A 21972-nucleotide genomic window follows, 5' to 3' on the forward strand; every position below is an offset into this window, starting at 1 on the left:
CGCCGGCGCAGCTTCGACCCCGAGCGGCGACGCGAACGGCTCGACCCCCGCCACCGGCCCGACGCCCGCCGCTCATCCCGCCGGCGCTCCAGCCGGTGTCGTCGTCGCCGCGCCTTGCGGAGCCTGGGAGGTGGTGGTCGGCGTCGGTGAGGCGGGCGGCGTGGTGGTCGTGCAGATCACGCCGAGCACGCCACAGGACTTCGACGGGGTGGGCGTCGGGGTCGGCGTCGGAGTGGGGGCCGGCGCGGTCGTGGTCGGTGCGGTCGTCGACGGTGCCGTGCTCGACGGCGCGGTCGTCGACGGCGCGCTGCTCGACGGCTTGGTCGAACTCGGTGCGATGTTGGCGCCCTTGGTGATCATCTGGGTCGTCGGCAGCGGCTCGTTCGGCTGGCCGTTGAGGTAGGCGTCCATGAACGCCTTCCACGTGAGCCCCGGCAGGTCGCGGCCGTACTCCTGGCCGCCGGAGGCGTTGTGGATCGGCTTGGTCCCACCGGTACCGACCCAGACCGCCGTCGACAGCTGCGGGGTGTATCCGACCATCCAGGCGTCGCTGTTCTGTCCGGCGTTCGGACCGGTCTGGATACCCGCGGTCCCGGTCTTGGCCCCGGACTGGCGGCCGCCGGCCAGCGAATCCAGCGACCAGTCGGCAATCGGCTTGAGGCTCAGCCCGACGTCGTTGGCGACCTTCGGGTCCATCGCCCGCGACCCCGAGACCTTGTGCCGGTAGAGGACGTTGCCCTGGGCGTCGGCCACCTTGGCGACGAAGAAGGTCTTGTGCGCGGTACCGCCGTTGGCGATCGTGGCGAAGCCGTTGGCCTGGTCGACGGGCCGCACCGCGTAGTCGGCGTCCCCGATGCCGATGCCGAAGCTCACCGTTCCGTCCTTACGGATAAGGGTTTTCTTGCCGCTGCCGTTCACGTCGCGGATACCCGACGCGATCGCCATGTCGCGTACGTTGTCCGGCCCCACCTTGTTGGCCATCGCGTCGAACACCGTGTTCAGCGAGACCTTCATCGCGAAGTCCACGCGCACCGCCGGGCTGGAGTACTGCAGGTCCGAGGGATCGTTGTTGACCACCGTCCCGGCGATGTTCTGCGGGGAGGAGCCGTTCACCGTCGAGGAGATCGCATACGCCGCGTTCTTGCCGTCGACGTTCTGCTGCAGGGCGGTGGCGAGGGTGTAGGGCTTGAAGGACGAACCGGGCGGACGGTAGCCGTTGGCGTAGTCGAAGTCGGTACCCGTGGAGTTGCCGTAGTAGGCGACCACGCCACCGTTGGCCGGGTTGACGGCCACGAGCGCCGGCCGCGTCCCGTCCTTCTTCTGCTGCGGGCTCAGGTTGGCGAAGGTCGACTTGACCGCCGCGATCGCGTCGGACTCGGCCGTGCGATTGATGGTTGTCGTGATCCGCAGTCCCTTGGCGTTGATCTCCGACTCCGGGATGCCGTTGTCGGCCAGTTCCTGCTTGACCTGGGTCCACACCAGTCCGAGCGGCCCGTCCAGGGCTGAGGACTTGGCCGCCGCCTTCTTGATCGTGGTCGGGAACTTCAGCGTGTCACGCTCGGTCTGGCTGAGCTTTCCGATGCTGACCATGCCGTCCACCACATAGCCCCAGCGATCCTTCGCCGCGGTCGGCGTGATTCGGGGGTCGTAGTACTCCGGCGACTTGATCACGGCCGCGAGCAGCGCGCCCTGGGACACCGTCAACTGCTGCACATTCACGCCGAAGTAGGCCTTGGCCGCCGCCTGGATCCCGTAGGCCCCGCGGCCGAAGTAGATGGTGTTGAGGTAGTTCTCCAGGATGGTGTCCTTGGAGTACTCACGGCTGAGCTTGAGCGCGATGGCCGCCTCCTTGACCTTGCGGCCGAGGGTCTGGTCCGAACTCAGGTACGCGTTCTTGACGTACTGCTGCGTGATGGTCGAACCGCCCTGAACGGAACCACCCTTGATGTCGTTGAGGACCGCCCGCAACGTGCCGCGGATCGAGATCCCGGGCTCGGAGTAGAAACCGCGGTCCTCGGCCGCGATGACCGCCGACCGGACGTGCTCGGGCACTTTGGACAGAGGCACGCTGGTCCGGTTCTCGCCACCGGTGATGCTCGCGATCGGCGTCCCGTCGGAGTACAGGAGTTGGGCCGTCTGGCTGGTGTTCAGCGAGTCCGGGCTGGGGACGTTGACCACCTTGTAGACGCCGATGGCGGCCACGGTGAACAGCAACGCGAACACCGCCAGCAGGCTGGTGGCGATCACACCGATTCGGCGGCTGACCCGCTTACCGGTGCTCATCCGCGCGATGCGGCGCTTCTTCAGCGCACGCCGGCGCTTCCACCCGTTCATCGCGGCGAGCTCGGCCGCGGTCGGTCCGACTGCGCGCTTGGCCCGCCGCGAGCCCGGCTTGGCCCCCCAAAGGTCCCCCGGTCCGTGGGCCCGCTTGCCGGCGCCGTTGCCGGCGCGCGAACCCGGTTGGGACGGGCCGTCGGTCCGGCCGTTGCGGCTAGGACCTCGATCACCGGATCGGCTGTCGGGGCGATAGTCGTCGGACACGCTGGAACTCCCTGGGTCGGTGGCAGGCGGACGGCCGCGCAATTGACGGCAACCCGACACGACAGTACGGGCGGTGGCCTAGGTGCACGATTTGAGCGCTCACCGGCGTCTCAGGTGTGTCCGACCACCCGCCGTGTCGAACTGATGTATCGTGGCGATACATCCGCACGCTATAACGGTGCGATATGCGGGAGGGGGGACGTCAATGCTGGAGATCGCGGTACTGGGTCTGCTCAACGAGTCCCCGATGCACGGCTACGAACTCCGCAAACGGTTGTCGAGCCTGCTCGGCGCCTTCCGCGCGTTCTCCTACGGCTCGCTCTACCCGACGCTGCGCCGGCTGCAGGAGGCGGGCTGGATCGACGAGGAAACGCCGCTGTACGACACGGCCGACCCCGCCGGTATCGGCTTCGCCGGCCGGTCCAAGCGCGGCAAGAAGGTCTACAAGCTGACCGCCGAGGGCAAGGAGCATTTCGCCTCGCTGCTCGCCGCGGTCGGCCCCGAGGCCTATGACGACGAAGGCTTCGGTACCCGTCTGGCGTTCTTCGCCCAGACCCGCTCCGACATCCGCCTGCAGATCCTCGAAGGCCGCCGGCAACGGATGACCGAGCAGGCCGACGGCATGCGGACCTCCATCGCTCGCACCCGCGAACGGATGGATCGCTACACCCTGCAATTGCAGGAGCACGGCCTGGAGTCCGCCGACCGCGAGGTCCGTTGGCTCACCGAACTGATCGAGAGCGAGCGGTCCACCAAACCGCCCGGTCCTGGCTGACGGGCCGTTCGCACCAGTCCCACCACCCGCTGACGAGCACCTTCCGGCAACGGGGCACCACCGAGCACGACCAGCACCACCCGCATGACCAGACCAAAAGAACCGAGCAACACCACCACTAAGGAGGAGCCCGCCATGGGTTCGGAAAACGGCAGCGGTCGCATCCGCGTAGCCATCGTCGGCGTAGGCAACTGTGCCGCGTCGCTCGTGCAGGGCGTGCACTTCTACCGTGACGCCGACCCGTCGGGCACCGTCCCGGGTCTGATGCACGTCAAGTTCGGCCCGTACCACGTCAGCGACATCGACTTCGTCGCCGCGTTCGACGTGGACGCGAAGAAGGTCGGTCGCGACCTGTCCGAGGCCATCGTCGCCTCGGAGAACAACACCATCAAGATCGCGGACGTCCCCCCGCTGGACGTTCCCGTCCTGCGCGGTCACACCCTCGACGGCCTCGGCAAGTACTACCGCGAGACCATCGAGGAGTCCGACGAGCAGCCCGTCGACGTCGTCAAGGTTCTCAAGGACGCCGCTGTCGACGTCCTGATCTGTTACCTGCCGGTCGGTTCGGAGGACGCCGCGAAGTTCTACGCGCAGTGCGCCATCGACGCCAAGGTCGCCTTCGTCAACGCCCTGCCCGTCTTCATCGCCGGTACCCCCGAGTGGGCCGCGAAGTTCGAAGAGGCCGGTGTGCCGATCGTCGGTGACGACATCAAGTCCCAGGTCGGCGCGACGATCACACACCGCGTCATGGCCAAGTTGTTCGAGGACCGTGGCGTAGTGCTGGACCGCACCTACCAGCTCAACGTCGGTGGCAACATGGACTTCAAGAACATGTTGGAGCGTGACCGCCTCGAGTCGAAGAAGATCTCCAAGACCCAGTCGGTCACCTCGAACCTGACCGGTCCGCTCGGCGGCAAGATCTCTGACCGCAACGTCCACATCGGCCCGTCGGACTACGTCCAGTGGCTCGACGACCGCAAGTGGGCCTACGTCCGGCTCGAGGGTCGTGCCTTCGGTGAGGTTCCGCTGACCCTCGAGTACAAGCTCGAGGTCTGGGACTCGCCCAACTCGGCCGGCATCATCATCGACGCCCTGCGCGCCGCGAAGATCGCCAAGGACCGTGGGATCGGTGGCCCGATCCTGTCGGCGTCCTCGTACTTCATGAAGTCCCCGCCGGTCCAGTACGACGACACCACGGCCCGGCAGCAGGTCGAGGCTTTCATCAACGGTGATATCGAGCGCTAAGCGCCCCGCCTGACCGTTCACACGGAAGAGGCCGGGATTCCTTCGGGAATCCCGGCCTCTTCTCACGTTGAGGTTGCCCTCGTTGCGAGCCCACCACCGTTGACGTTGCCCTTGTTGCGTGACGTCCACGAGCAACTTGGGCAACCTCTACGTCAGACGGCCCGCAACTTGGGCAACCTCAACGTCCGACGGCCCGCAACTTGGGCAACCTCAACGTCAGACGGTGAACCCGCTGATGACGATGCGGAGCTCGTCCGACAGGCGCGCCAGCTCTGCCGCCGACTGCTCGGTCTGCGCGACGCCCTCGCGAGAGGATTGGGCGACGGACACGACGGTGTCCAGGCTGACCGCGATCTGCGAGACGCCGGAGGCCGCTTCGTTCACCGATCGCGAGATCTCCACGGTGGTGGCGGCCTGCTCCTCGACCGCCGCGGCGATGGTGGTCTGGTACTCGTTGATGTTCTCGATGATCTCGAAGACCCGGCCGATGGCCTCCACCGCAGCGGTGGTGTCGCCCTGGATCTTCTCCACCCGGGACGAGATCTCCTCCGTCGCCTTGGCGGTCTCCTGGGCCAGGTCCTTGACCTCGGAGGCAACCACGGCAAAGCCCTTGCCTGCTGCCCCCGCCCGCGCAGCCTCGATCGTGGCGTTGAGCGCCAGCAGGTTCGTCTGCTCGGCGATGGCGGTGATGACCCGGACGACGCTGCCGATCTGCGAGGACGATTCGCCGAGCCGGGTGACGGTCTCCGTCGCCGCCCGGGCCTCGGTCACGGCGGTGGCCGCCACCTGGACCGCGTTGGCCGAAGACTGCTCGATCTCGTTGATCGAGGCCGTCATCTGCTCGGTCGCCGCGGCCACCGTCTGCACATGTGTGGACACCTCGTCGGCAACCGCGGCGGCGTTGGCCGACTCACGCGCCGTCTCGTCCGCGGTGGCCGAAACCTGGGCCCCGATCACGGTCAACTGCTCGGCGCTGCTGGCCAGGCCGACAGCGGAGGACCCGATGGACGACAACGTGTGCCGCAGCGAGCCCTGGGCCTTGTCGAGAGCGCCCGCCATCCGCCCGATCTCATCCTTGGCCTGCACCCCCGCGGACTGGGTCAGGTCACCCTCGGACAGGTGTTCCAGCACCCGCTGGACCCGGCTGAGTGGTTTGGCGATCATCAGCACCAGGCCGACCCCGAGCACGATGAGCAGCAGCGCGGCGACCCCCAGGACCGTCCACGACAAGCGGACCGCATCGCTCTTGGTTGTCTGGATGTGGACCAGACCGTCGGTCATCTCCTGCTCGTCCAACGCGGTGAGCTTGTCGAAGGCCGCCTGCAGGGTGTCGACCAGCGGACCGATCTGGGCCTGGTAGATCGTCGCGAACTTCGCGTTCATCGCCGCGGTGTGGACACCCTTGGCCATCGGCAGCAGCACGTTGTCCGAGATCTGGATGATCTGGTTGATGACCGGCGTCACCGAGGCGTCGAAGAGCTGCCGCTGGACGGCCGGAAGGTTCTGGGAGTAGGCCGCCAGACCGGCGACGGTCAGCGCCTTCTTCTTGGCGTAGGTGTCCAGGCCGTCGGCGATGTCGGCCGGAGCGTTGAACATGCCGGCCTGCACGAGGTTGATCCGCATCCGGGCGAACGCCTCGCGGGTCACGCCGAAGTCGACCGCGCGCTTGGACGCTCCCGCGACGACCGTGTTGGCGGTCGACTCGGTCTTGGAGATGCCGGAGGTGCCGATGACGCCGACGAGGGCCGTGGCGAGCAACCCGAGCACCACCAGCAAGCTGACCTTGCCGGCGACCGGCACGTTGGTCAGGATGCGAAGCGGGTTCCGGCGAACGCTCGTCGCGCCCGCAGCGGACAGGACGGGTTGTGCCACAACAGTCACGGGGAATGCCTCCGGGTTCGGTGCCGGCGGCCCTCCGTATGAGGCCTTGACGGCAACAGTCACGGTCCCCATCGTCGGATTACAAGATCACCTGAATGGTCGATCCCGGCTTCCCGAGCGCACCGGTCACTCCCGGGCCCGCGCTACACCGTGAGCTGGGCAGTGCCGGTGCCGGTCCCCTCCGACAGCACGGGAGCGGGGTCGGTGTCCGAGGGCGGCATCAGGACCACGGGACAGGGCGAACGCAGGACGACCTGCGGCGCGATCAGGGACTTGCCCACGGTCGCCAGCCCACCGGCGCGAGGCGAGTCGAGCACGAGCAACTGTGCGCCGACCGCCGCTGCCAGCAACACCGACGAGGCGGACCCGCGGCGCAGCGAGAAGGAGATCCGGAGCGCCTCCAGATCGCCGACGGCTCGCTCCAGTTCGGCGCGCAGCCGTTCCTCCTCCTCGACGAAGGCGTCTTCCGGCGCGACCGGGCTGATCGCGCTCGGACGCCCCCCGGGCGCCGAGGGCGTGCGCGGACCGCGCCAGGCGGTTACCGCCACCACGGAGGTGTCCCGCAGGTGCGCCTCGGCTGCGGCCCACCGGACCGCGTCGGGCGATCCGGTACGTCGGGACACACCGACCACGATCGGACTGGCCATCGGGTTCGGGCCTGCGTTGCCATGTGGCTCGCTCATGGGTTCAGGCCACCTCTTCCAGCTCGTCCGAGGCCTTGGTCAGCGGGTCGGCGATGTCCTCCAGCGACCGGCGCTCGGCGTTGATCGCGAGGAAGAAGGCGACGATCCCACCGAAGATCATCACGCCCGCTCCCAGGTAGTAGCCCACGGTGAGCGGTCCCCGGGGCGGGTTGGCGTTGTTCGCGCCGCCGATCAGGTGGCCGTAGAGCGACGTGGCGATCGCACCGCAGATCTGGGCGATGGAGAAGAAGACCGCGATCGCCTGGCCGCGCAGTTCCAGCGGGAAGATCTCGCTGACGGTCAGATAGGCCGAGGACGCACCGGCGGAGGCGAAGAAGAAGATGATGCACCACAGGATGGTCTGGGTGGTCGCGTTCAGCGAACCCGCCTGGAACAGGTAGGCCGAGATGGCCAGTAGGACCCCGGACAACGTGTACGTCCCGGTGATCATCACCCGCCGGCCGATCGTGTCGAACAGCGGTCCCAGCAGCAGCGGCCCGAGCAGGTTTCCGAACGCGAAGGGCAGGAAGTAGTAGCTCGTGTGGGCGCTGCTGACCTTGAAGAAGTGTTCGAGCACCAGTGCGTAGGAGAAGAAGATCGCGTTGTAGAGGAAGGCCTGGGTCGCCATCAGTGAGATGCCCAGGATCGTCCGCCGCGGGTAGGTGGAGAAGAAGATCCCGAAGAGCTGGCCGAACGGGATCCACTTCTGCGGGACGATCTTGATGGCCTTCTTGTCGTCCACCTCGGGCAGCTCGTGACCGTCGTTGCGGACCCGTTCCTCGATGTCGTCCAGGGTCCGTTCGGCTTCCTCGGCGTGCCCGTGGGTCATCTGCCAGCGCGGGCTCTCCGGGATGTGCCGGCGCAGACCGATGATCAACAGCCCCAGCAGCGGTCCGATGAAGAAGCCGATGCGCCAGCCCACACTCTTGGGGACGGCGTCGGACAGCAGGTAGAGGTTGGCGGCTGCGCCGATCGCGGCACCGCCCCAGTAGGTGCCGTTGATCGCGATGTCCACCCGGCCGCGATAGTGGGACGGGATCAGCTCGTCGATCGCGGAGTTGATGGCGGAGTACTCCCCGCCGATTCCGACCCCGGCGACGAACCGGAACGCGGCCAGCACCCAGAAGTTCCAGGACAGCCCGGCCAGACCGGAGCCGACGAGATAGATGGCCAACGTCAGCATGAAGATCTTGCGGCGCCCGATGCGGTCGGTGATCCGGCCGAAGAACAGCGCGCCGACCACCTGGCCGACGAGATAGACCGACCCGAGCGCGCCCACGTCGGCGTTGGTCAGGCCGAGGCTGTCCTTGAAGCCCGCCTGGGAGACGATCTGGATCTCCAGGCCGTCCAGGATCCAGGACACCCCGAGTCCGACGACGATGAGCCAGTGGAACCGTGCCCACGGCAGTCGATCGAGCCGGGCGGGGACCACGCTGCGGACGGCGCGGGGCCGCTGCGGGCTGGTCTTGCTGGAACTGCCGATCGGCTGGCCTGGCGTCGCTGCCGTCACCGCACACCTCGTCGGGTCGCGCCGGCTCGCGTGTTCAGCCAGCCTGTATGTCCTACACCTCCGACGCCTTCGGTACCAACCACGCAACCCCGACTTAACCGAGCAATCAGTTCAGGCCGGCGTCGACGGGGTAGGTCGACAACAGCGACAGCGGCGCGGACTGGCGGCGCAGGACGGTCCGCCACAGGCCGCCTGGCTGCTGGGAGAACACGTCGTCCAGGCCGCCGGCGACCACGAACCACCCGCCGTCGGCGATCTCGTCGTCCAACTGCCCGACCGACCACCCGGAGTGGCCGGCGAAGACCCGCAGGCTGGCCGCACTCACCGCAACCTCGCTCGGCTCGGCGTCCAGGTCGACCAGGGCCAGGCCGCCGCTGACCGCGCGCAGGCCGTTGCCGGCATCGGTCGAGCCGGCCAGCCGTCCCAGGCCCAGCGCCCCGTCGCGCTGCACCGGTCCGCCTTGGAAGACGACGGACGGCTCGCTCATGACCTCCTGCCAGTCCGGCAGGATCTGGCCCACCGGGGTGTGCGACGGGCGGTTGATGATGACCCCGACCGAGCCGGTCTCGTCGTGCTCGATGAGGAAGACGACCGTTCGGAAGAACTCGGGGTCGCTCAGCGCCGGGGCAGCGACCAGCAGTCTGTGGGCGGCGGGTGGCAGCTGCCACGAGTCCCGACCGTCATGCGCCATCGGTGTCTCCTTCCCTCCCCGTACATCCTGCACCCGGGGGACAGGCAGGACGGATACGGTTCATCCGTGGCGCGCAGTGAATCGATTCCGACGCACGACCCGACGATCGGCACGCCCGGTCAAGCGGGTCAAGACGGACAGGCACGGCGCGCGGCCGGACCGCGACGGCTGAGCGGGACCGGTCTCGGCCGTCTGCTGGCGTTGCCGGGCCTGCGCCGGTTGCTCGGAGCCCGGTTGTCGGGACAGTTCGCCGACGGCGTCTTCCAGGCCTCGCTCGCGGGGGCGGTCCTGTTCAACCCGGAGCGGCAGGCCCATGCCGCCGACATCGCCGCCGGTTTCGCGGTCCTGTTGCTTCCGTACTCAGTCCTCGGTCCGTTCGCCGGGGTGCTGCTCGACCGGTGGTGGCGGCAACGGGTCCTGCGCAACGCAAACTTGATCCGCGCCGTCCTGGTCTGTGGCGTGGCGGCGGAGATCGCCCTCGGTGTACACGGCCAGCCGTTCTACCTCAGCGCGCTGGTGGTGATCTCGATCAACCGGTTCGTGCTGTCGGCGCTGTCGGCCTCGCTCCCGCACGTCGTCGACCCGGAGCGGCTGATCACCGCCAATGCGCTGTCCACGACGTCCGGGGCGGTGGCGACATCTGTGGGGGGCGGCGTCGCCATCGGGCTGCGGGCGCTGTTCGGCGGCGACAACGCCGGCTCGGCCGCGGTCTCGGCCGGATCGGCGGTGTTCTACCTGGCTGCGGCGACGCTGGCGGCGGCCTTCGCCGTCGCCGACCTCGGCCCTGACGACCTCACCCGGGACCGGCGGGAGACGGTGCGGTCCGTGCTGCGCGGACTGGCGGCCGGCGGGGCCCACGTCCGGTCCCACCCCTCGGTCGTGCGGGCTTTCGCCGTGATCTCCGTCCACCGCTTCGCCTACGGGGTCACCGCGATCACGACCCTGCTCCTCTACCGGAACTACTTCTCCGACGAGGGTTTTTTCCGGGCCGGCCTGCCCGGCCTGGCGCAGGTCGTGGCGGCAATCGCGGTGGGCGGCGGGCTGGCCGCGGTGGTGACTCCGTGGGCCGCCCGCCGGCTGGGCTTCACCCGCTGGCCGGCCGTCCTGCTCATCTTCGCCGGCATCGTCGAACTCCTCCTCGGCCTGCCCTTCCGGTTGCAGACCTTCCTGCCGGCCGCGGCGATGCTCGGATTCTCGGCCCAGGGCATCAAGATCTGCGTGGACACCCTGGTCGCTCAGCGGGTGCAGGACGACTTCCGCGGGCGCGTGTTCTCCCTCTACGACACGTTGTTCAACCTGCTGTTCGTGTCCGCCGCGGTGCTGACCGCGCTTCTGCTTCCGGAGTCCGGGCGCTCGGTGCTGGCGGTCACGGTGATCGCAGTGGTGTACCTCGCGGTCGGAGTCGGCTACTACGCCTCACACGACGAGGACGCCTGAGCACAGCGCCTACTGCTGCTCGCCCCACCATTGCAGCAGCGCGGCAACGGCGGCCTCATGGTCCAGCGGACCCCGCTCCATCCGCAGTTCGAGCAGGTGGGCGTAGGCCTTCCCGACCGCCGGGCCGGGCCGGATCCCGAGCACCTGCATGATCTCGGTGCCATCCAGGTCGGGCCGGATGGCGTCCAGTTCCTCCTGGGCCCGTAGGGCCGCGATGCGGTTCTCCAGCTCATCGTAAGTTGCCGACAGCGCCGCGGCTTTGCGCTTGTTGCGGGTCGTGCAGTCGGAGCGGACGAGCTTGTGCAGCCGTTCCAGCAACCCTCCGGCGTCGGTCACGTAGCGGCGGACGGCCGAATCCGTCCACTCGCCGCGGCCGTAGCCGTAGAAGCGCAGATGCAGGAAGACAAGCCGCTCGATGTCGTCGGTGACGTCCTTCGGGAACTTGAGGGCCTTCAGACGCGCCTTCGTCAACCGGGCGCCGACGACCTCGTGGTGGTGGAACGTGACCTTGCCGTCGACGAAGCGGCGCGTGTCCGGCTTGCCGATGTCGTGCAACAGCGCGGCCCAGCGCAGGATGAGATCGGGGCCGTCCTCGAGGTCGATCGCCTGGTCGAGCACCTGCAGGGTGTGGGCGTAGACGTCCTTGTGCTGGCCGTGCTCGTCGGTGGTCATCCGCAGGGCGGCGACTTCGGGCAGCACGGCATCGGCCAGGCCGGTGTCGACGAGCACCTCCAGCCCGCGGCGGGGATAGCGGCCCAGCATCAGCTTGTTCAGTTCGGCCTGCACGCGCTCGGAGGTGATCCGGGCCAGTTCGGGAGCCAGCTCCGTCATCGCAGCCGCGACCTCCGGCGCCAGGCTCACCCCCAGCGTGGCGACGAAGCGGGCCGCACGCAGCATCCGCAGCGGGTCGTCAGCGAAGGACTCCTGCGGAGTCGCCGGGGTACGCAGCACCCCCCGGGCCAGGTCGGCCAGCCCTCCGTACGGGTCGTGGAACGACCGGTCGGCCACCGATACGGCCATGGCGTTCATGGTGAAATCACGACGGCGCAGGTCGTCGGTCAGGTTGTCGCCGTAGGCCACGATCGGATTGCGGCTGACCCGGTCGTAGCGGTCGGCGCGGAAGGTCGTGATCTCACACGGCTGTCCGGCGTAGCGGACGCCCACCGTCCCGAACTCGATCCCCGTCGTCCAGATCGCCTGCACCGGACCGCGTGCCCCTGAGCCCCCTGAGCCCACTGAGCCGGCTGAGCCCACTGAGCCGGCCGGATCGAGCAATTGGAGCACCCGCTCGGGGCGGGCATCAGTGGTGAAGTCGAGATCGCTGACCGGGCGACCCATCAGCGCGTCGCGGACCGGCCCTCCGACCAGATAGAGCTCGTGGCCGGCCGCGGCGAACAGCTCACCCAGCTGTTGGGCAGCCGCTGGAACGACGACGAGGTCGGCGGGATCGGTCACGCGAAGCACCCCTCGGACTCGGTCACGTCGGGCAAGCCTACTGACACGCCGCCCCCGCGCCGGACCGCCCACGCTGAGGCAGAAGCGGAACCGGGCTGGGTAGCATCGGGCACATGTCCCGCGCGTCGACCACCCGGCGTCCGCGGCTTCCTCGAGTCGATGAGACGAGTGCTGGTGGGCTCGTCGTCGACCTGTCCGGCGCGGTGCCCCTGGGCGCCCTGATCGGACGGATGAATCGCCGCGGGCAGCTCTTGTGGTCCCTGCCGAAGGGACACCTCGAGCAGGGCGAGACCGCCGAGCAGGCCGCCGTCCGGGAGGTCGAGGAGGAGACGGGCATCGCCGGGGTGATCATGGGCGAACTCGGCACGATCGACTTCTGGTTCGTCGCCGACGGTCGGCGGGTACACAAGACCGTCCATCATTACCTGCTCCGGGCGACCGGCGGTGAGCTGTCGGACTCCGATGTCGAGGTCACGGAGGTCGCGTGGGTGGAGCTGCCGCGGATCGCCGACAAGCTGGCCTACTCCGACGAGCGGGACCTGTTGGCCCAGGCGAGCAGGCTGTTGGCGGAAACGGCGTGATGCCGGCCGCGATCGCTCCGATCCGGGCGGCGGCGGCCGTGAGCTGCCTGGTCTGCCTGGTGTTGTTGCTGGCCGCGCTGAACGTGGCCGGGTCAGGGATGGCCTCGGCCACGGCGACAACCGGGGCGCCGGCCGCGGCGACCACGATGCAGACCGCGATCCAGACCACGATCCCGTCCACGATCCCGGCCACGATCCCGGCCACGATCCCGGCCACGGGCGTCAGCGTCACCCTGCTGTCCTTCTCCCCGCAAACCCCCTCGGCCGCGCTGGCCGACGTCGCCAAACCCATCACGGTCCGCGCCTCGATCAACAACAACAGCAACGTCAGCTACTCCGACGTGGCGGTCGGCATGGAGCGCGGTCACCCACTCGGCACCGAGTCCGCGGTGCTCGACGCGCTTACGAACCCGCCCGAGACCAACGACCTGGCCAGCTCCAACGACGCCGACCAGCACCAGCCACTGCCCGCCCACGCCACGATCACCGTCACCTACATCACGACGGCCGAAAGCGGATCCGGCCTGTGCCTGTGCTTCGCCGCCGCAGTCCTGCCCTACGCACTCGTGGTCAGCGGCCAGACCGATCCGACCAGCGGCTTCGCCGAGATCGGCCGAACCCAGGTGCTGGTCCCCAGCTTCCAGAGCCCGCCTCAGCCGGTGAACGTCGCCTGGATCTGGCCTCTGATCGAGCGGCCGCACCGGATCATGGACGAGCGGGTCTTCTCCGACGACGGCTTGGCGGCGCTGGTCGCCCCCCAGGGCCGGCTGAGCCGGGCCCTGGAAGTCGCGCGGGGACTGGCGTTCGCCAAGAAATCGGTGCCGATGACCTTGCTGGTGGACCCGGAGTTGCTCGACAGCCTGACGATCATGGCCTCCCCGGCGGGTTACCAGTACCGGTCGGGCAAAACGCTGCTGAAAGGGACGGGCGGGGCGGACGCGGCCCGATGGCTGGCCGGCTTCAACTCGGTGGCCACGCGGGACCAGGTTGCCCTGACCGCGCTCGCCGATCCGGACGTCAACGCCCTCGCACGGGCCGGCCTCACCTACAGCACCAGTCTCGACCAGGCGGTGCAGACCCGCATCAAGCCCTACCTGGGTGGCCGTGACCCCAACGGGCTCACGTCACTGGCGGTGCCGTCCGGCGGTGCGTACACCAGCAAGGGCCTGGCGGCCGCCCTCACCGCCGGCGCCACCACCCTCGTCCTCAACGACGGTGCCCTGAGCGGCCAGAACAAGGCGGACGTGACTCCCGACGCGGTCTCGCCCCTGCCCTCGGCCACCGGGACCGCGACCGCCGTCGTGACCGACTCGACCCTTCAACGACTGACCGGCCAGCTGCTCAGTGGACGCTCGACGGCCACGGCCTTGCAGAACCTGCTCTCGATGTTGGCGATCCGCGCGGTGGTCGAACCTGATCGCGCCCATTTCGCGGTGCTGTCGGCCGACCGGTACCTCGACGTCGACCCGACCTCGGCCATCGCTGCCCTGCAGGCCCTGGCCACGAGCGCGGTCACTCGGACCATCGCTCTGAACGACGCGCTCACGACGGTGACCCCGGTCGACCGTGGTCCGTTGCAGACCGGCGCCGAGTCGGCCGCGAACGAGGTGAGCGCCACGCAGTTGCAGGCGCTGGCCACGATCGCCGGCCAGGTCGCTTCGCTACGGGACGCGTTGTCCAGTGATGCCGCCGCCGGGCTGCTCGGTGGCTTCGCCGGTGCCATCCAGCGAGCAGAATCCAGTGCCTGGCGCAGCAGCCGAGCCAACGGCGCGGCAGTCACCAACGAGATCGGGACGGCCATCACGACGCGACTGAATTCGGTGTCCCTGGTGAAGCCGGCCGAGGGCACCTACGGCCTGTCCTCGGCGAACTCGCCGGTGCTGGTCACCGTCCAGAACAAGCTGAACGTCGACGTCAAGGTACGGGTGGTCATCTCGGCCGGGGGGGCGATCGGATTCCAGGCGCCCCCGCTGACCGAGATCGTCCCGGCCAACGGGCGCAAGACGATTCCGGTCCCCGCCCACACCGAGCGGCTGGGCCAGTTCCGGGTGACGGCAACCCTGACCACGCCGGACAACCAGGTCCTCGGCACGCCGGTCGCGCTACAGCTGCGGGCGACCGCGCTGGGAGGCATCACGAAGTTCATCACGATCGCGGCCGCGGCCCTGCTCGTTCTGCTGTTGCTGCGCCGGGTGGTGCGCCGCGTCCGGCACGCCCGCCGCGCCCAACCCGGCCGACCGGTGCCTGCCCCATGACCGGGCCCGATCCAGCCGCGAACTCCGATTGGAGCGAGCCGAAGATCTACGGCTCCCCGATGCCGGTCCCGGGCGACGCATCGTCGCTGGCCGTCGCGGTCGCTCAGTCCGACGAGGCCGACCGGGCGGGCGAGGACGGACAGTTCTCCGACTTCGGCCACCACCTTCCCGACAGCCCGTGGAGCAGTCCGACGTACCACGGCCCGCGCCGGTTCCGGCCCCGCGGCGACGGTGACGAACCGGCGGGCGCCGCGACGGTCGACGGCGGCGTGGCCGCGGCCGACGCCTCCGGCGCGGAGCTGGCAGGTGAGCCGACTGACGAACCGGGGGGCGGCCACCCGGGCGAGCAGCCTGCGGACGAAGCCCCGGCGCCGAGCCTGCTGGCCTCGAGCCGGACGATGGCGATCGCGAGCCTGGCCAGTCGCGCCACCGGCTTCCTGCGGACCATGGCGATCGGTGCGGCACTCGGTTCGGGCGTGGACGGGATCGCCGACGCCTACAACCTCGGCAACACGCTTCCGAACATGGTCTACGAGCTGCTGCTCGGCGGTGTGCTGACCAGTGTGATCATCCCGGTGCTGGTCAAGGCCCAGCAGGACGACCGGGACCGCGGCGTCGCCTACACCCAGCGCCTGCTCTCGCTGGCCGTCGTGGGCCTGGCCGTTACGACCCTGCTGGCCGTGCTGGCCGCACCCCTGCTGATCGACCTGTACCAGGGCGACGCCCCGTTCCATTCCCTGGCCACGCTGTGGGCGACCCTGCTGCTGCCGGAGATCTTCTTCTACGGCGTGGGCGCCATGCTGTCGGCGATCCTGAACACCCGACACGTCTACGGCTGGCCCGCTTGGGCGCCGGTGGCCAACAACCTGATCACCATCGCCGCCGCGCTGCTGTACCGCCTCGTCCCCGGGCCGTCCCACCTGAGCGCGGGCACGATCAGCAACACCCAGATCCTGGTCATCGGCATCGGCACGACTCTGGGCATCGTGGCCCAGGCCCTGATCCTTTTCCTCCCGCTGCGCCGGATCGGCTTCCGGTGGCGCTGGCGGTTCCGGGCTGCGCCGAACGAGGCCGGACGAATGGCCGAGTTCCGCACTCTCACCCTGTGGGTGCTGGGCTACGTCGCCGTCAGCCAGATCGGGGTCTACGTCATCAACCGGGTGGCCTCCGGGCAGCGCACCGGCATCACCATCTTCGCCAACGCCGACCTGCTCTTCCAGGTCCCGTACGGCATCGTCGGGGTGTCCCTGCTGACCGCGTTGATGCCGCGAATGAGCCGGGCGGCCGCCCGCGGGGACAACGAGGACGTGCTGGACGACCTCCGCCTGGGGACGCGGCTGTCGGCGGTCGCACTGGTGCCCATCGCCGCCGGGCTGATCGTGTTGGGCCCGGCGTTCACCAGCGTCATCCTGCTCGGCCGCTTCGATGTCTCGCAGGCCCGGCTGGTCGGCATCGCGCTGGCGGCCGGCGCCTTCGGCCTGCTGCCCTTCGCACTGGTCATGCTGCAGCAGCGAGTGTTCTACGCGATGCGTGATGCGCGTACCCCCGCCTTGATCAACCTGGCCATGGTGGGCACCAAGGTGGTCCTGGTCCTGCTGGCCTCCACGATGTTGCACGGCCGATCGATCATCATCGCCCTGACCGTGTCGACGTCGCTGTCCTACATCGCCGGGTGTACTGCCGGTCATCTGCTGCTGCGGCGCCGCTTCGGCCGGCTGGGCTTCTCCCCGGTCGTGCGGATGGTGGCACTGATCGCGGCTGCCTCCCTCGCCGGTGCTGCGGTTGCGCTCGGGGTGGTCGAACTGGTCAACGCCGTATTGGGCGTCGGCCGGGTCTCCGGACTGGTGCAGCTCGTCGGTGGCGGTGTTCTCGGGCTGGTGACGATGGCCGCGATCGCCGTGCGGCTGCCGATCCCCGAGGTTGCGCAGCTGGCCTCCGTGGTGCGTGGGCGCCTGGGTAGAAAGCCGGACGTACCCGTCGGTTGAGCCGGTCGCGAGCCCCCGTACGACGGGCCTGCACCGGAATAGCGGACCCCATAGACTCGTTGCAGGAGAGCCGCCGGAGCCGGCGGCCGAATCGAGAGACCAATCGAGGTAGTTGTGGCTACGACCCACCGCAAGGTGATCATCGTCGGTTCCGGCCCCGCGGGTTACACCGCGGCCCTGTACTGCGCCCGGGCCGAGCTGAACCCGCTGGTGTTCGAAGGCAGCCAGTACGGCGGCGCCCTGATGAACACCACCGAGGTCGAGAACTACCCCGGCTTCCCGAGCGGCATCATGGGTCCGGATCTGATGACTGAGATCCGCAGCCAGGCCGAGAAGTTCGGGGCCGAGCTGGTCAGTGACGACGTCGTGTCGGTCGACCTGTCCGGCGACGTGAAGATCGTGCGCACCCACGACGGCGAGTTCACGGCCGATGCGGTGATCCTGGCCATGGGCAGTGCGTACAAGAAGCTGGGCGTACCGCGCGAGGACGAGCTATCCGGCCACGGCGTGTCCTGGTGTGCGACCTGCGACGGCTTCTTCTTCCGCGGTCAGAACATCGTGGTCGTCGGCGGTGGTGACACCGCGATGGAGGAAGCGACGTTCCTGACCCGCTTCGCCGACCACGTCACCGTCGTGCACCGCCGCGACGGCCTGCGTGCCAGCAAGATCATGGCCGAGCGCGCGATGGAGAATCCGAAGATCAGTTTCGAGTGGAACTCCGAGGTCGCCGAGATCCACGGCGAGCAGAAGGTCACGGGCCTGACCTTGCGGGACACGGTCACCGGCCAGACCCGCGAGGTCGCGGCGACCGGGCTGTTCATCGCGATCGGGCATGACCCGCGATCGGGCATCGTCGCCGATCAGATCGAGCTGGACGAGGAGGGTTACATCCTCGTCGAGGGACGCACCACCCGTACGAACCTTCCCGGCGTGTTCGCGGCCGGCGACGTCGTCGATCACACGTATCGTCAGGCCATCACCGCGGCGGGCAGCGGTTGTGCCGCCGCGCTGGACGCGGAGAAGTTCCTGGCCGCGCTGGAATCGGTCCACGACCCGGTGCTGGCCTCGATCGAGTCCTGACCCACCGGCGCCCGGGTGCTGACCACCGCGATCCGGGCGTTCGGCTATCGCCGAGTGTGGGAAGGGTTTCGGCCCGTCCCGCGTTCATCTCACAGCAGTACCTACCGTTTTCTGAGGAGTCGCTCCCATGGGCCAGAACACCACCCCCGTAACCGACGCCAGCTTCGCCGCTGACGTCCTCCAGTCCGACGTCCCCGTCCTGGTGGACTTCTGGGCCGAATGGTGCGGACCGTGCCGCCTGGTCGCCCCCGTCCTGGAGGAGATCGCCGGTGAGCACGCCGGCAAGATCAAGGTCGTCAAGCTGAACATCGACGAGAACCCCGGCGTGGCGCGCGACTACCAAATCATGTCGATCCCCACGATGTCGGTGTTCAAGGGCGGCGAGGTGGTCAAGTCCATCGTCGGCGCCAAGCCGAAGGCGGCCCTGCTCAAGGACCTCGCCGACTACATCGGCTGACCTCCCTGCCGATCTGACAGGCGACAAATGGGCTCCGGCCGCGCACCGGCGTTCAGCCACTGCCGGCCGCCCCTACATACAGCCCTGAAGGCCGTTCACCCGCCGAGGTGAGCGGCCTTCAGGCGTTGTGCCGCCGTTCAAGGCTCTATGCGGCTCGATACGGCTCTGTGCGGCCCTGTGCGGCTCTCTGTGCGGCTCTCTGGGCGGCTCTCTGTGCGGCTCTGTGGGACCCGGTTCGAGGCGAGCCGACAGCGGATCGGGCATCGCCTACTGGCCGCCACCTGGATTGCCCTGATTCCGGGCAGAACGGTCGCGGTCGACGCCGGTAGCGGTTTCGGTAGTGCACAATGAGGAGTCGTCCGGAGCCGGCCCCAACGATCCGGACGCCATGTCGCGCAACGAGATGGACCGCCGATCGCGTCTTCAGGCGGGGGAGAGGGTGAGGCAGCGGATGCAGATCTACCGACTCGGTGACCGCAACAACGCCGTCTCCGATGCTCGGCGCATCCTGGCCATGGTCGGTCTGCTCGACAACACCGATCCCGGTGTCGAGGACCTTTTCGACCCCGCCACCGAAACCGCCGTGCGCGCGTTGCAGCAGCGCCGGGGCCTCACCATCGACGGCGTCATCGGCCCGGAGACCCTGCGTGCCCTTCAGGGGGCCCGCTGGCGTCTGGGTGACCGCACCCTCGGCCACAACGCCACGACGTCGTTGTTCGGCGACGACGTCATCGAGCTGCAGCGTCAACTTCTGGAGATCGGCTTCAACGCCGGCCGGCTCGACGGAAACTTCGGCCCCACCACCGCGGACGCACTGCGCTCCTTCCAACGCGACATGGGCCTGCTCGCCGACGGCGTGTGCGGCCCACAGACCTTGCGCGCGCTCAAACAGCTCGACGCCCGCCGGGTGCGCGGGGGCGCCCCCCAGATGCTGCGTGACCTCATCGCCGTCGCCGACGCCGGACCGAACCTGCTCGGCAAGCGGATCGTCATCGATCCGGGCCACGGCGGTGACGACTCGGGCGTCAGCCAGGACGGCGTGAACGAGGCCAACGTCGTGTTCGACCTCGCCACGCGACTGGAGGGGCGCCTCACCGCCCTCGGCGTGACGACGTGGCTGACGCGGGGGCGCAACATCGGGCCGGACGACGAGTCACGGGCTCAGTTCGCCAACGCTCAGGGCGCGGACCTCGTGCTGTCGCTGCACGTCGACGCTTCCCCGAGTCCCCATGCCAACGGGGTCGCTACCTACTACTACGGCGCCGGCGAGGTCTCGTCCTCGATCGGTGAGCGATTCGCCGACCTGGTGCAGCGGGAGGTCGTGGCGCGCACCGGAATGGTCGACGGCCGCACGCACCCGAAGTCCTGGACGTTGCTGCTGCACACCGCGATGCCGACCATCCGGCTGGAGCTGGGCTACATCTCCTCGCCGGTCGACCGGCCGCGCCTGATCGATCCCGCTTTCCGGGACCGCGTCGCTGAAGGACTCCTCGCGGCCATTCAACGGCTGTACCTGCCCCGCGATCTCGATCCGCCGACCGGCGTGCTCCGGCTGCCGGCGTTCGCCAGCTGACAGTCACAACACCACCAGGGACCGGGCGCCCTGGCCGGCTGCCATGCGTTCGAAGGCCACGGGTACTTCGGCCAGCGAGATCCGGTGACTGACCAGCGTCCTCAGGTCGAGCTCGCCGCTCAGCGCCGACGCAACCAGGTCCGGGACGTCGACGTCCGGATCCGATGATCCGTAGACCGACGCTGTGAGCGTCCGCGCGAAGTGGAAGATCTCCAACGCGGACAGGGAAACAAGGTCGTCCGAACGTCCCATTCCGACCACGATGCAGTTGCCGCCCCGCCGGGTGGCCTTGTACGCCAGGCTGATCGTCACCGAACGGCCCACGCACTCGAAGGCATGATCAACACCTCTGCCCTCGGTCAGTCCGCGTATCTGGCGCACGCTCGTCGCATCCGACACCACGAACTCGGAAGCCCCCAGCGCGTAGGCGAGATCCGCCTTCGCCGGGGAGCTGTCGATGGCGATGATCGGTCCGGCCCCGGCCATCCGTGCCGCCGACAGGACGGACAGTCCCACCCCGCCGAGTCCGACGACGGCGACCGAGTCGGCGGCGGCCACCGCGGCCGTGTGGCGCACCGCGCCGAAGCCGGTCAGCACGGCACATCCGATCAGCGCCGCATCGGTCAGCGGCAGTTCGGGCGGCAGCGCGATCACCGCACGCTCGCCCACGATGACCTCCTCGGCCAGCGCACCGACGCCGACCATGGCGTGCAGCGGGGTCCCGTCGGCAAGCCGTCCGCGCGGCCGCGACGCCACACCCGCGTTCGTCGCGCACAACCAGGGCTCACCGCGCAGGCAGAACCAGCACTGCCGGCAGGCAGGTGCCCAGTTCAACACCACATGGTCGCCGACGCCTACCCGGCGGACGGCTGATCCGACCTCGGCCACCACGCCCGCGGCCTCGTGGCCGAGGACCAGAGGGAAGGCGGGCGTGACCGTCCCGTTGATCATGGACAGGTCCGAATGGCACACTCCGGCGGCGGCCACCCTCACCCTGACCTCGTCCTCGCCCACCGGGCCGAGCGAGACCTCGACGACCTCGAGTGCGTTTCCGGGCCCACGACAGATCAACGCACTGGTCACGGACGTCCCTTTTCACAGCGTTTGGCACAGTTGGCACAGTTGGCACAGAGGTACAGAAGCACAGCCGGTCAGCCGACAGGAGTCAGCGACCGCCCTACGTTCGAGCCGAAAATGCGTTCCAGGGCGTACTCGACGTCGTAGCGCCACGACACGGTCGACTTGAGTTCCATCCGTAGTCGGGGATACAGCGGGTGCGGCCGCACCGTCTTGAAGCCCACCGAAAGCAGGTAGTCCGTGGGTAGCAGGCAGCCGGTCGAGGCCGCGCCGGTCGACCCGAAAGCCTCGATCGCCTTGACGCCGCGGGGAACGAGTTCGGCGGCCACCGCCTGCGCCAGCATCCGTCCCACGCCGGAATTTCGCCATTCCGGAAGCACCATGACGTTCATCAGCAGGACGGCATCGCCCGACACGGGTGAGGTCGGAAACGACACGGCGCGGGGGACGAAGCCCGGCGGGGCGAACATGGCGTAGCCCGCGGCCACGCCCGCGACGTAAACGACCTTGCCGCAGCTTCCCCAGTCCAGCAGGGTCGCCGAGACCCATGCCTCCTTGGCCAGCACCGCTTCGTCCTTCGGCAGCTCCTGGCTGTCGACGACCGGGCCCACCTCCCAGAACACGCAGCTACGGCACGGCGCCGGGAGTTCGTCGAGATTGTCCAGCGTGAGCGGGACGATCCGACGGGCGGCCGACGACATGACCACTAGTGTCCTGAATCCCGCCGGGATTTGCCAGAGTGCCGA

At 68.9% G+C, this 21972-nt stretch carries 17 protein-coding genes; 9 read left to right on the forward strand and 8 right to left on the reverse strand.

Going from position 1 to position 21972, the window contains the following annotated elements; translation table 11 throughout:
- Positions 1-72 precede the first annotated feature (72 nt).
- A complete protein-coding gene (locus tag M6D93_RS00650; RefSeq protein WP_249772118.1) occupies positions 73-2541 on the reverse strand; it encodes a transglycosylase domain-containing protein in 2469 nt (822 codons plus the stop codon).
- 205 nt (positions 2542-2746) lie between these two features.
- Here M6D93_RS00650 and M6D93_RS00655 point away from each other — a divergent pair, with 205 nt between their 5' ends.
- The gene (locus M6D93_RS00655) at positions 2747-3316 is read left to right on the forward strand and encodes a PadR family transcriptional regulator (protein ID WP_347343718.1); all 570 of its coding nucleotides are present in this window, start codon (positions 2747-2749) and stop codon (positions 3314-3316) included.
- Between the two features lie 135 nt (positions 3317-3451).
- Positions 3452-4561, forward strand: coding sequence for an inositol-3-phosphate synthase (locus M6D93_RS00660; RefSeq protein ID WP_249772122.1), 1110 nt, complete (start codon positions 3452-3454; stop codon positions 4559-4561).
- 216 nt (positions 4562-4777) lie between these two features.
- On the opposite strand, the gene M6D93_RS00665 is transcribed toward M6D93_RS00660, so the two are convergent.
- The 4 genes from M6D93_RS00665 to M6D93_RS00680 form a co-directional block, all read right to left on the reverse strand.
- Positions 4778-6442: a methyl-accepting chemotaxis protein gene (locus M6D93_RS00665; protein ID WP_249772124.1), complete on the reverse strand. Its 1665-nt coding sequence runs from the start codon at positions 6440-6442 to the stop codon at positions 4778-4780.
- A gap of 143 nt (positions 6443-6585) precedes the next feature.
- On the reverse strand, positions 6586-7125 hold the full coding sequence (locus tag M6D93_RS00670; protein ID WP_249772126.1) for a universal stress protein: 540 nt from the start codon (positions 7123-7125) through the stop codon (positions 6586-6588).
- A gap of 4 nt (positions 7126-7129) precedes the next feature.
- Positions 7130-8557: an MFS transporter gene (locus M6D93_RS00675; protein ID WP_347343719.1), complete on the reverse strand. Its 1428-nt coding sequence runs from the start codon at positions 8555-8557 to the stop codon at positions 7130-7132.
- Between the two features lie 184 nt (positions 8558-8741).
- Positions 8742-9326 carry a YqgE/AlgH family protein gene (locus M6D93_RS00680; protein WP_249772130.1) on the reverse strand — a complete coding sequence of 195 codons (585 nt, stop codon included), beginning with the start codon at positions 9324-9326 and terminating at the stop codon, positions 8742-8744.
- A gap of 66 nt (positions 9327-9392) precedes the next feature.
- Between M6D93_RS00680 and M6D93_RS00685 the strand changes: the two genes are divergently transcribed.
- Positions 9393-10763, forward strand: coding sequence for an MFS transporter (locus M6D93_RS00685; protein WP_249772132.1), 1371 nt, complete (start codon positions 9393-9395; stop codon positions 10761-10763).
- A 9-nt stretch (positions 10764-10772) separates the two neighbouring features.
- On the opposite strand, the gene M6D93_RS00690 is transcribed toward M6D93_RS00685, so the two are convergent.
- Positions 10773-12227, reverse strand: a complete 1455-nt coding sequence (locus tag M6D93_RS00690; RefSeq protein WP_430667201.1) for a CCA tRNA nucleotidyltransferase — start codon at positions 12225-12227, stop codon at positions 10773-10775.
- 104 nt (positions 12228-12331) lie between these two features.
- On the opposite strand from M6D93_RS00690, the gene M6D93_RS00695 reads away from it, so the two are divergent.
- The 6 genes from M6D93_RS00695 (at position 12332) to M6D93_RS00720 (ending at position 20149) form a co-directional block, all read left to right on the forward strand.
- Positions 12332-12799: an NUDIX hydrolase gene (locus tag M6D93_RS00695; protein ID WP_249772136.1), complete on the forward strand. Its 468-nt coding sequence runs from the start codon at positions 12332-12334 to the stop codon at positions 12797-12799.
- On the forward strand, positions 12799-15054 hold the full coding sequence (locus tag M6D93_RS00700) for a DUF6049 family protein (RefSeq protein WP_249772138.1): 2256 nt from the start codon (positions 12799-12801) through the stop codon (positions 15052-15054). The genes M6D93_RS00695 and M6D93_RS00700 overlap by 1 nt, the downstream gene beginning before the upstream one ends.
- The gene (gene murJ, locus M6D93_RS00705) at positions 15051-17039 is read left to right on the forward strand and encodes a murein biosynthesis integral membrane protein MurJ (RefSeq protein ID WP_249772140.1); all 1989 of its coding nucleotides are present in this window, start codon (positions 15051-15053) and stop codon (positions 17037-17039) included. Before M6D93_RS00700 ends, murJ begins: the two co-directional genes overlap by 4 nt.
- Before the next feature lie 114 nt (positions 17040-17153).
- Positions 17154-18119, forward strand: coding sequence for a thioredoxin-disulfide reductase (trxB, locus tag M6D93_RS00710; RefSeq protein WP_249772142.1), 966 nt, complete (start codon positions 17154-17156; stop codon positions 18117-18119).
- A gap of 127 nt (positions 18120-18246) precedes the next feature.
- Positions 18247-18576, forward strand: a complete 330-nt coding sequence (gene trxA, locus M6D93_RS00715; protein ID WP_249772144.1) for a thioredoxin — start codon at positions 18247-18249, stop codon at positions 18574-18576.
- Between the two features lie 451 nt (positions 18577-19027).
- Positions 19028-20149, forward strand: a complete 1122-nt coding sequence (locus M6D93_RS00720) for an N-acetylmuramoyl-L-alanine amidase (RefSeq protein ID WP_249772146.1) — start codon at positions 19028-19030, stop codon at positions 20147-20149.
- Positions 20150-20152: 3 nt separating this feature from the next.
- Here M6D93_RS00720 and M6D93_RS00725 read toward each other — a convergent pair whose 3' ends face one another.
- Together M6D93_RS00725 and M6D93_RS00730 are read right to left on the reverse strand one after the other, a co-directional pair.
- Positions 20153-21232: an alcohol dehydrogenase catalytic domain-containing protein gene (locus M6D93_RS00725; RefSeq protein ID WP_249772148.1), complete on the reverse strand. Its 1080-nt coding sequence runs from the start codon at positions 21230-21232 to the stop codon at positions 20153-20155.
- 68 nt (positions 21233-21300) lie between these two features.
- Positions 21301-21927, reverse strand: a complete 627-nt coding sequence (locus tag M6D93_RS00730; protein WP_249772150.1) for a GNAT family N-acetyltransferase — start codon at positions 21925-21927, stop codon at positions 21301-21303.
- Positions 21928-21972 lie beyond the last annotated feature (45 nt).

The sequence above is a fragment of the Jatrophihabitans telluris genome (genome assembly GCF_023516435.1).
In the GTDB taxonomy this organism is placed as follows: Bacteria; Actinomycetota; Actinomycetes; order Mycobacteriales; family Jatrophihabitantaceae; genus Jatrophihabitans_A; species Jatrophihabitans_A telluris.

Excerpts from the sequence above, each read along its gene's own strand:
- M6D93_RS00655 (WP_347343718.1), top strand. The coding sequence starts at position 2,747 with ATGCTGGAGATCGCGGTACTGGGTCTGCTCAACGAGTCCCCGATGCAC.
- M6D93_RS00660 (WP_249772122.1), top strand. The coding sequence starts at position 3,452 with ATGGGTTCGGAAAACGGCAGCGGTCGCATCCGCGTAGCCATCGTCGGC.
- M6D93_RS00670 (WP_249772126.1), bottom strand. The coding sequence starts at position 7,125 with ATGAGCGAGCCACATGGCAACGCAGGCCCGAACCCGATGGCCAGTCCG.
- M6D93_RS00680 (WP_249772130.1), bottom strand. The coding sequence starts at position 9,326 with ATGGCGCATGACGGTCGGGACTCGTGGCAGCTGCCACCCGCCGCCCAC.
- M6D93_RS00695 (WP_249772136.1), top strand. The coding sequence starts at position 12,332 with ATGTCCCGCGCGTCGACCACCCGGCGTCCGCGGCTTCCTCGAGTCGAT.
- M6D93_RS00700 (WP_249772138.1), top strand. The coding sequence starts at position 12,799 with ATGCCGGCCGCGATCGCTCCGATCCGGGCGGCGGCGGCCGTGAGCTGC.
- murJ (WP_249772140.1), top strand. The coding sequence starts at position 15,051 with ATGACCGGGCCCGATCCAGCCGCGAACTCCGATTGGAGCGAGCCGAAG.
- trxA (WP_249772144.1), top strand. The coding sequence starts at position 18,247 with ATGGGCCAGAACACCACCCCCGTAACCGACGCCAGCTTCGCCGCTGAC.
- M6D93_RS00720 (WP_249772146.1), top strand. The coding sequence starts at position 19,028 with ATGCAGATCTACCGACTCGGTGACCGCAACAACGCCGTCTCCGATGCT.
- M6D93_RS00730 (WP_249772150.1), bottom strand. The coding sequence starts at position 21,927 with ATGTCGTCGGCCGCCCGTCGGATCGTCCCGCTCACGCTGGACAATCTC.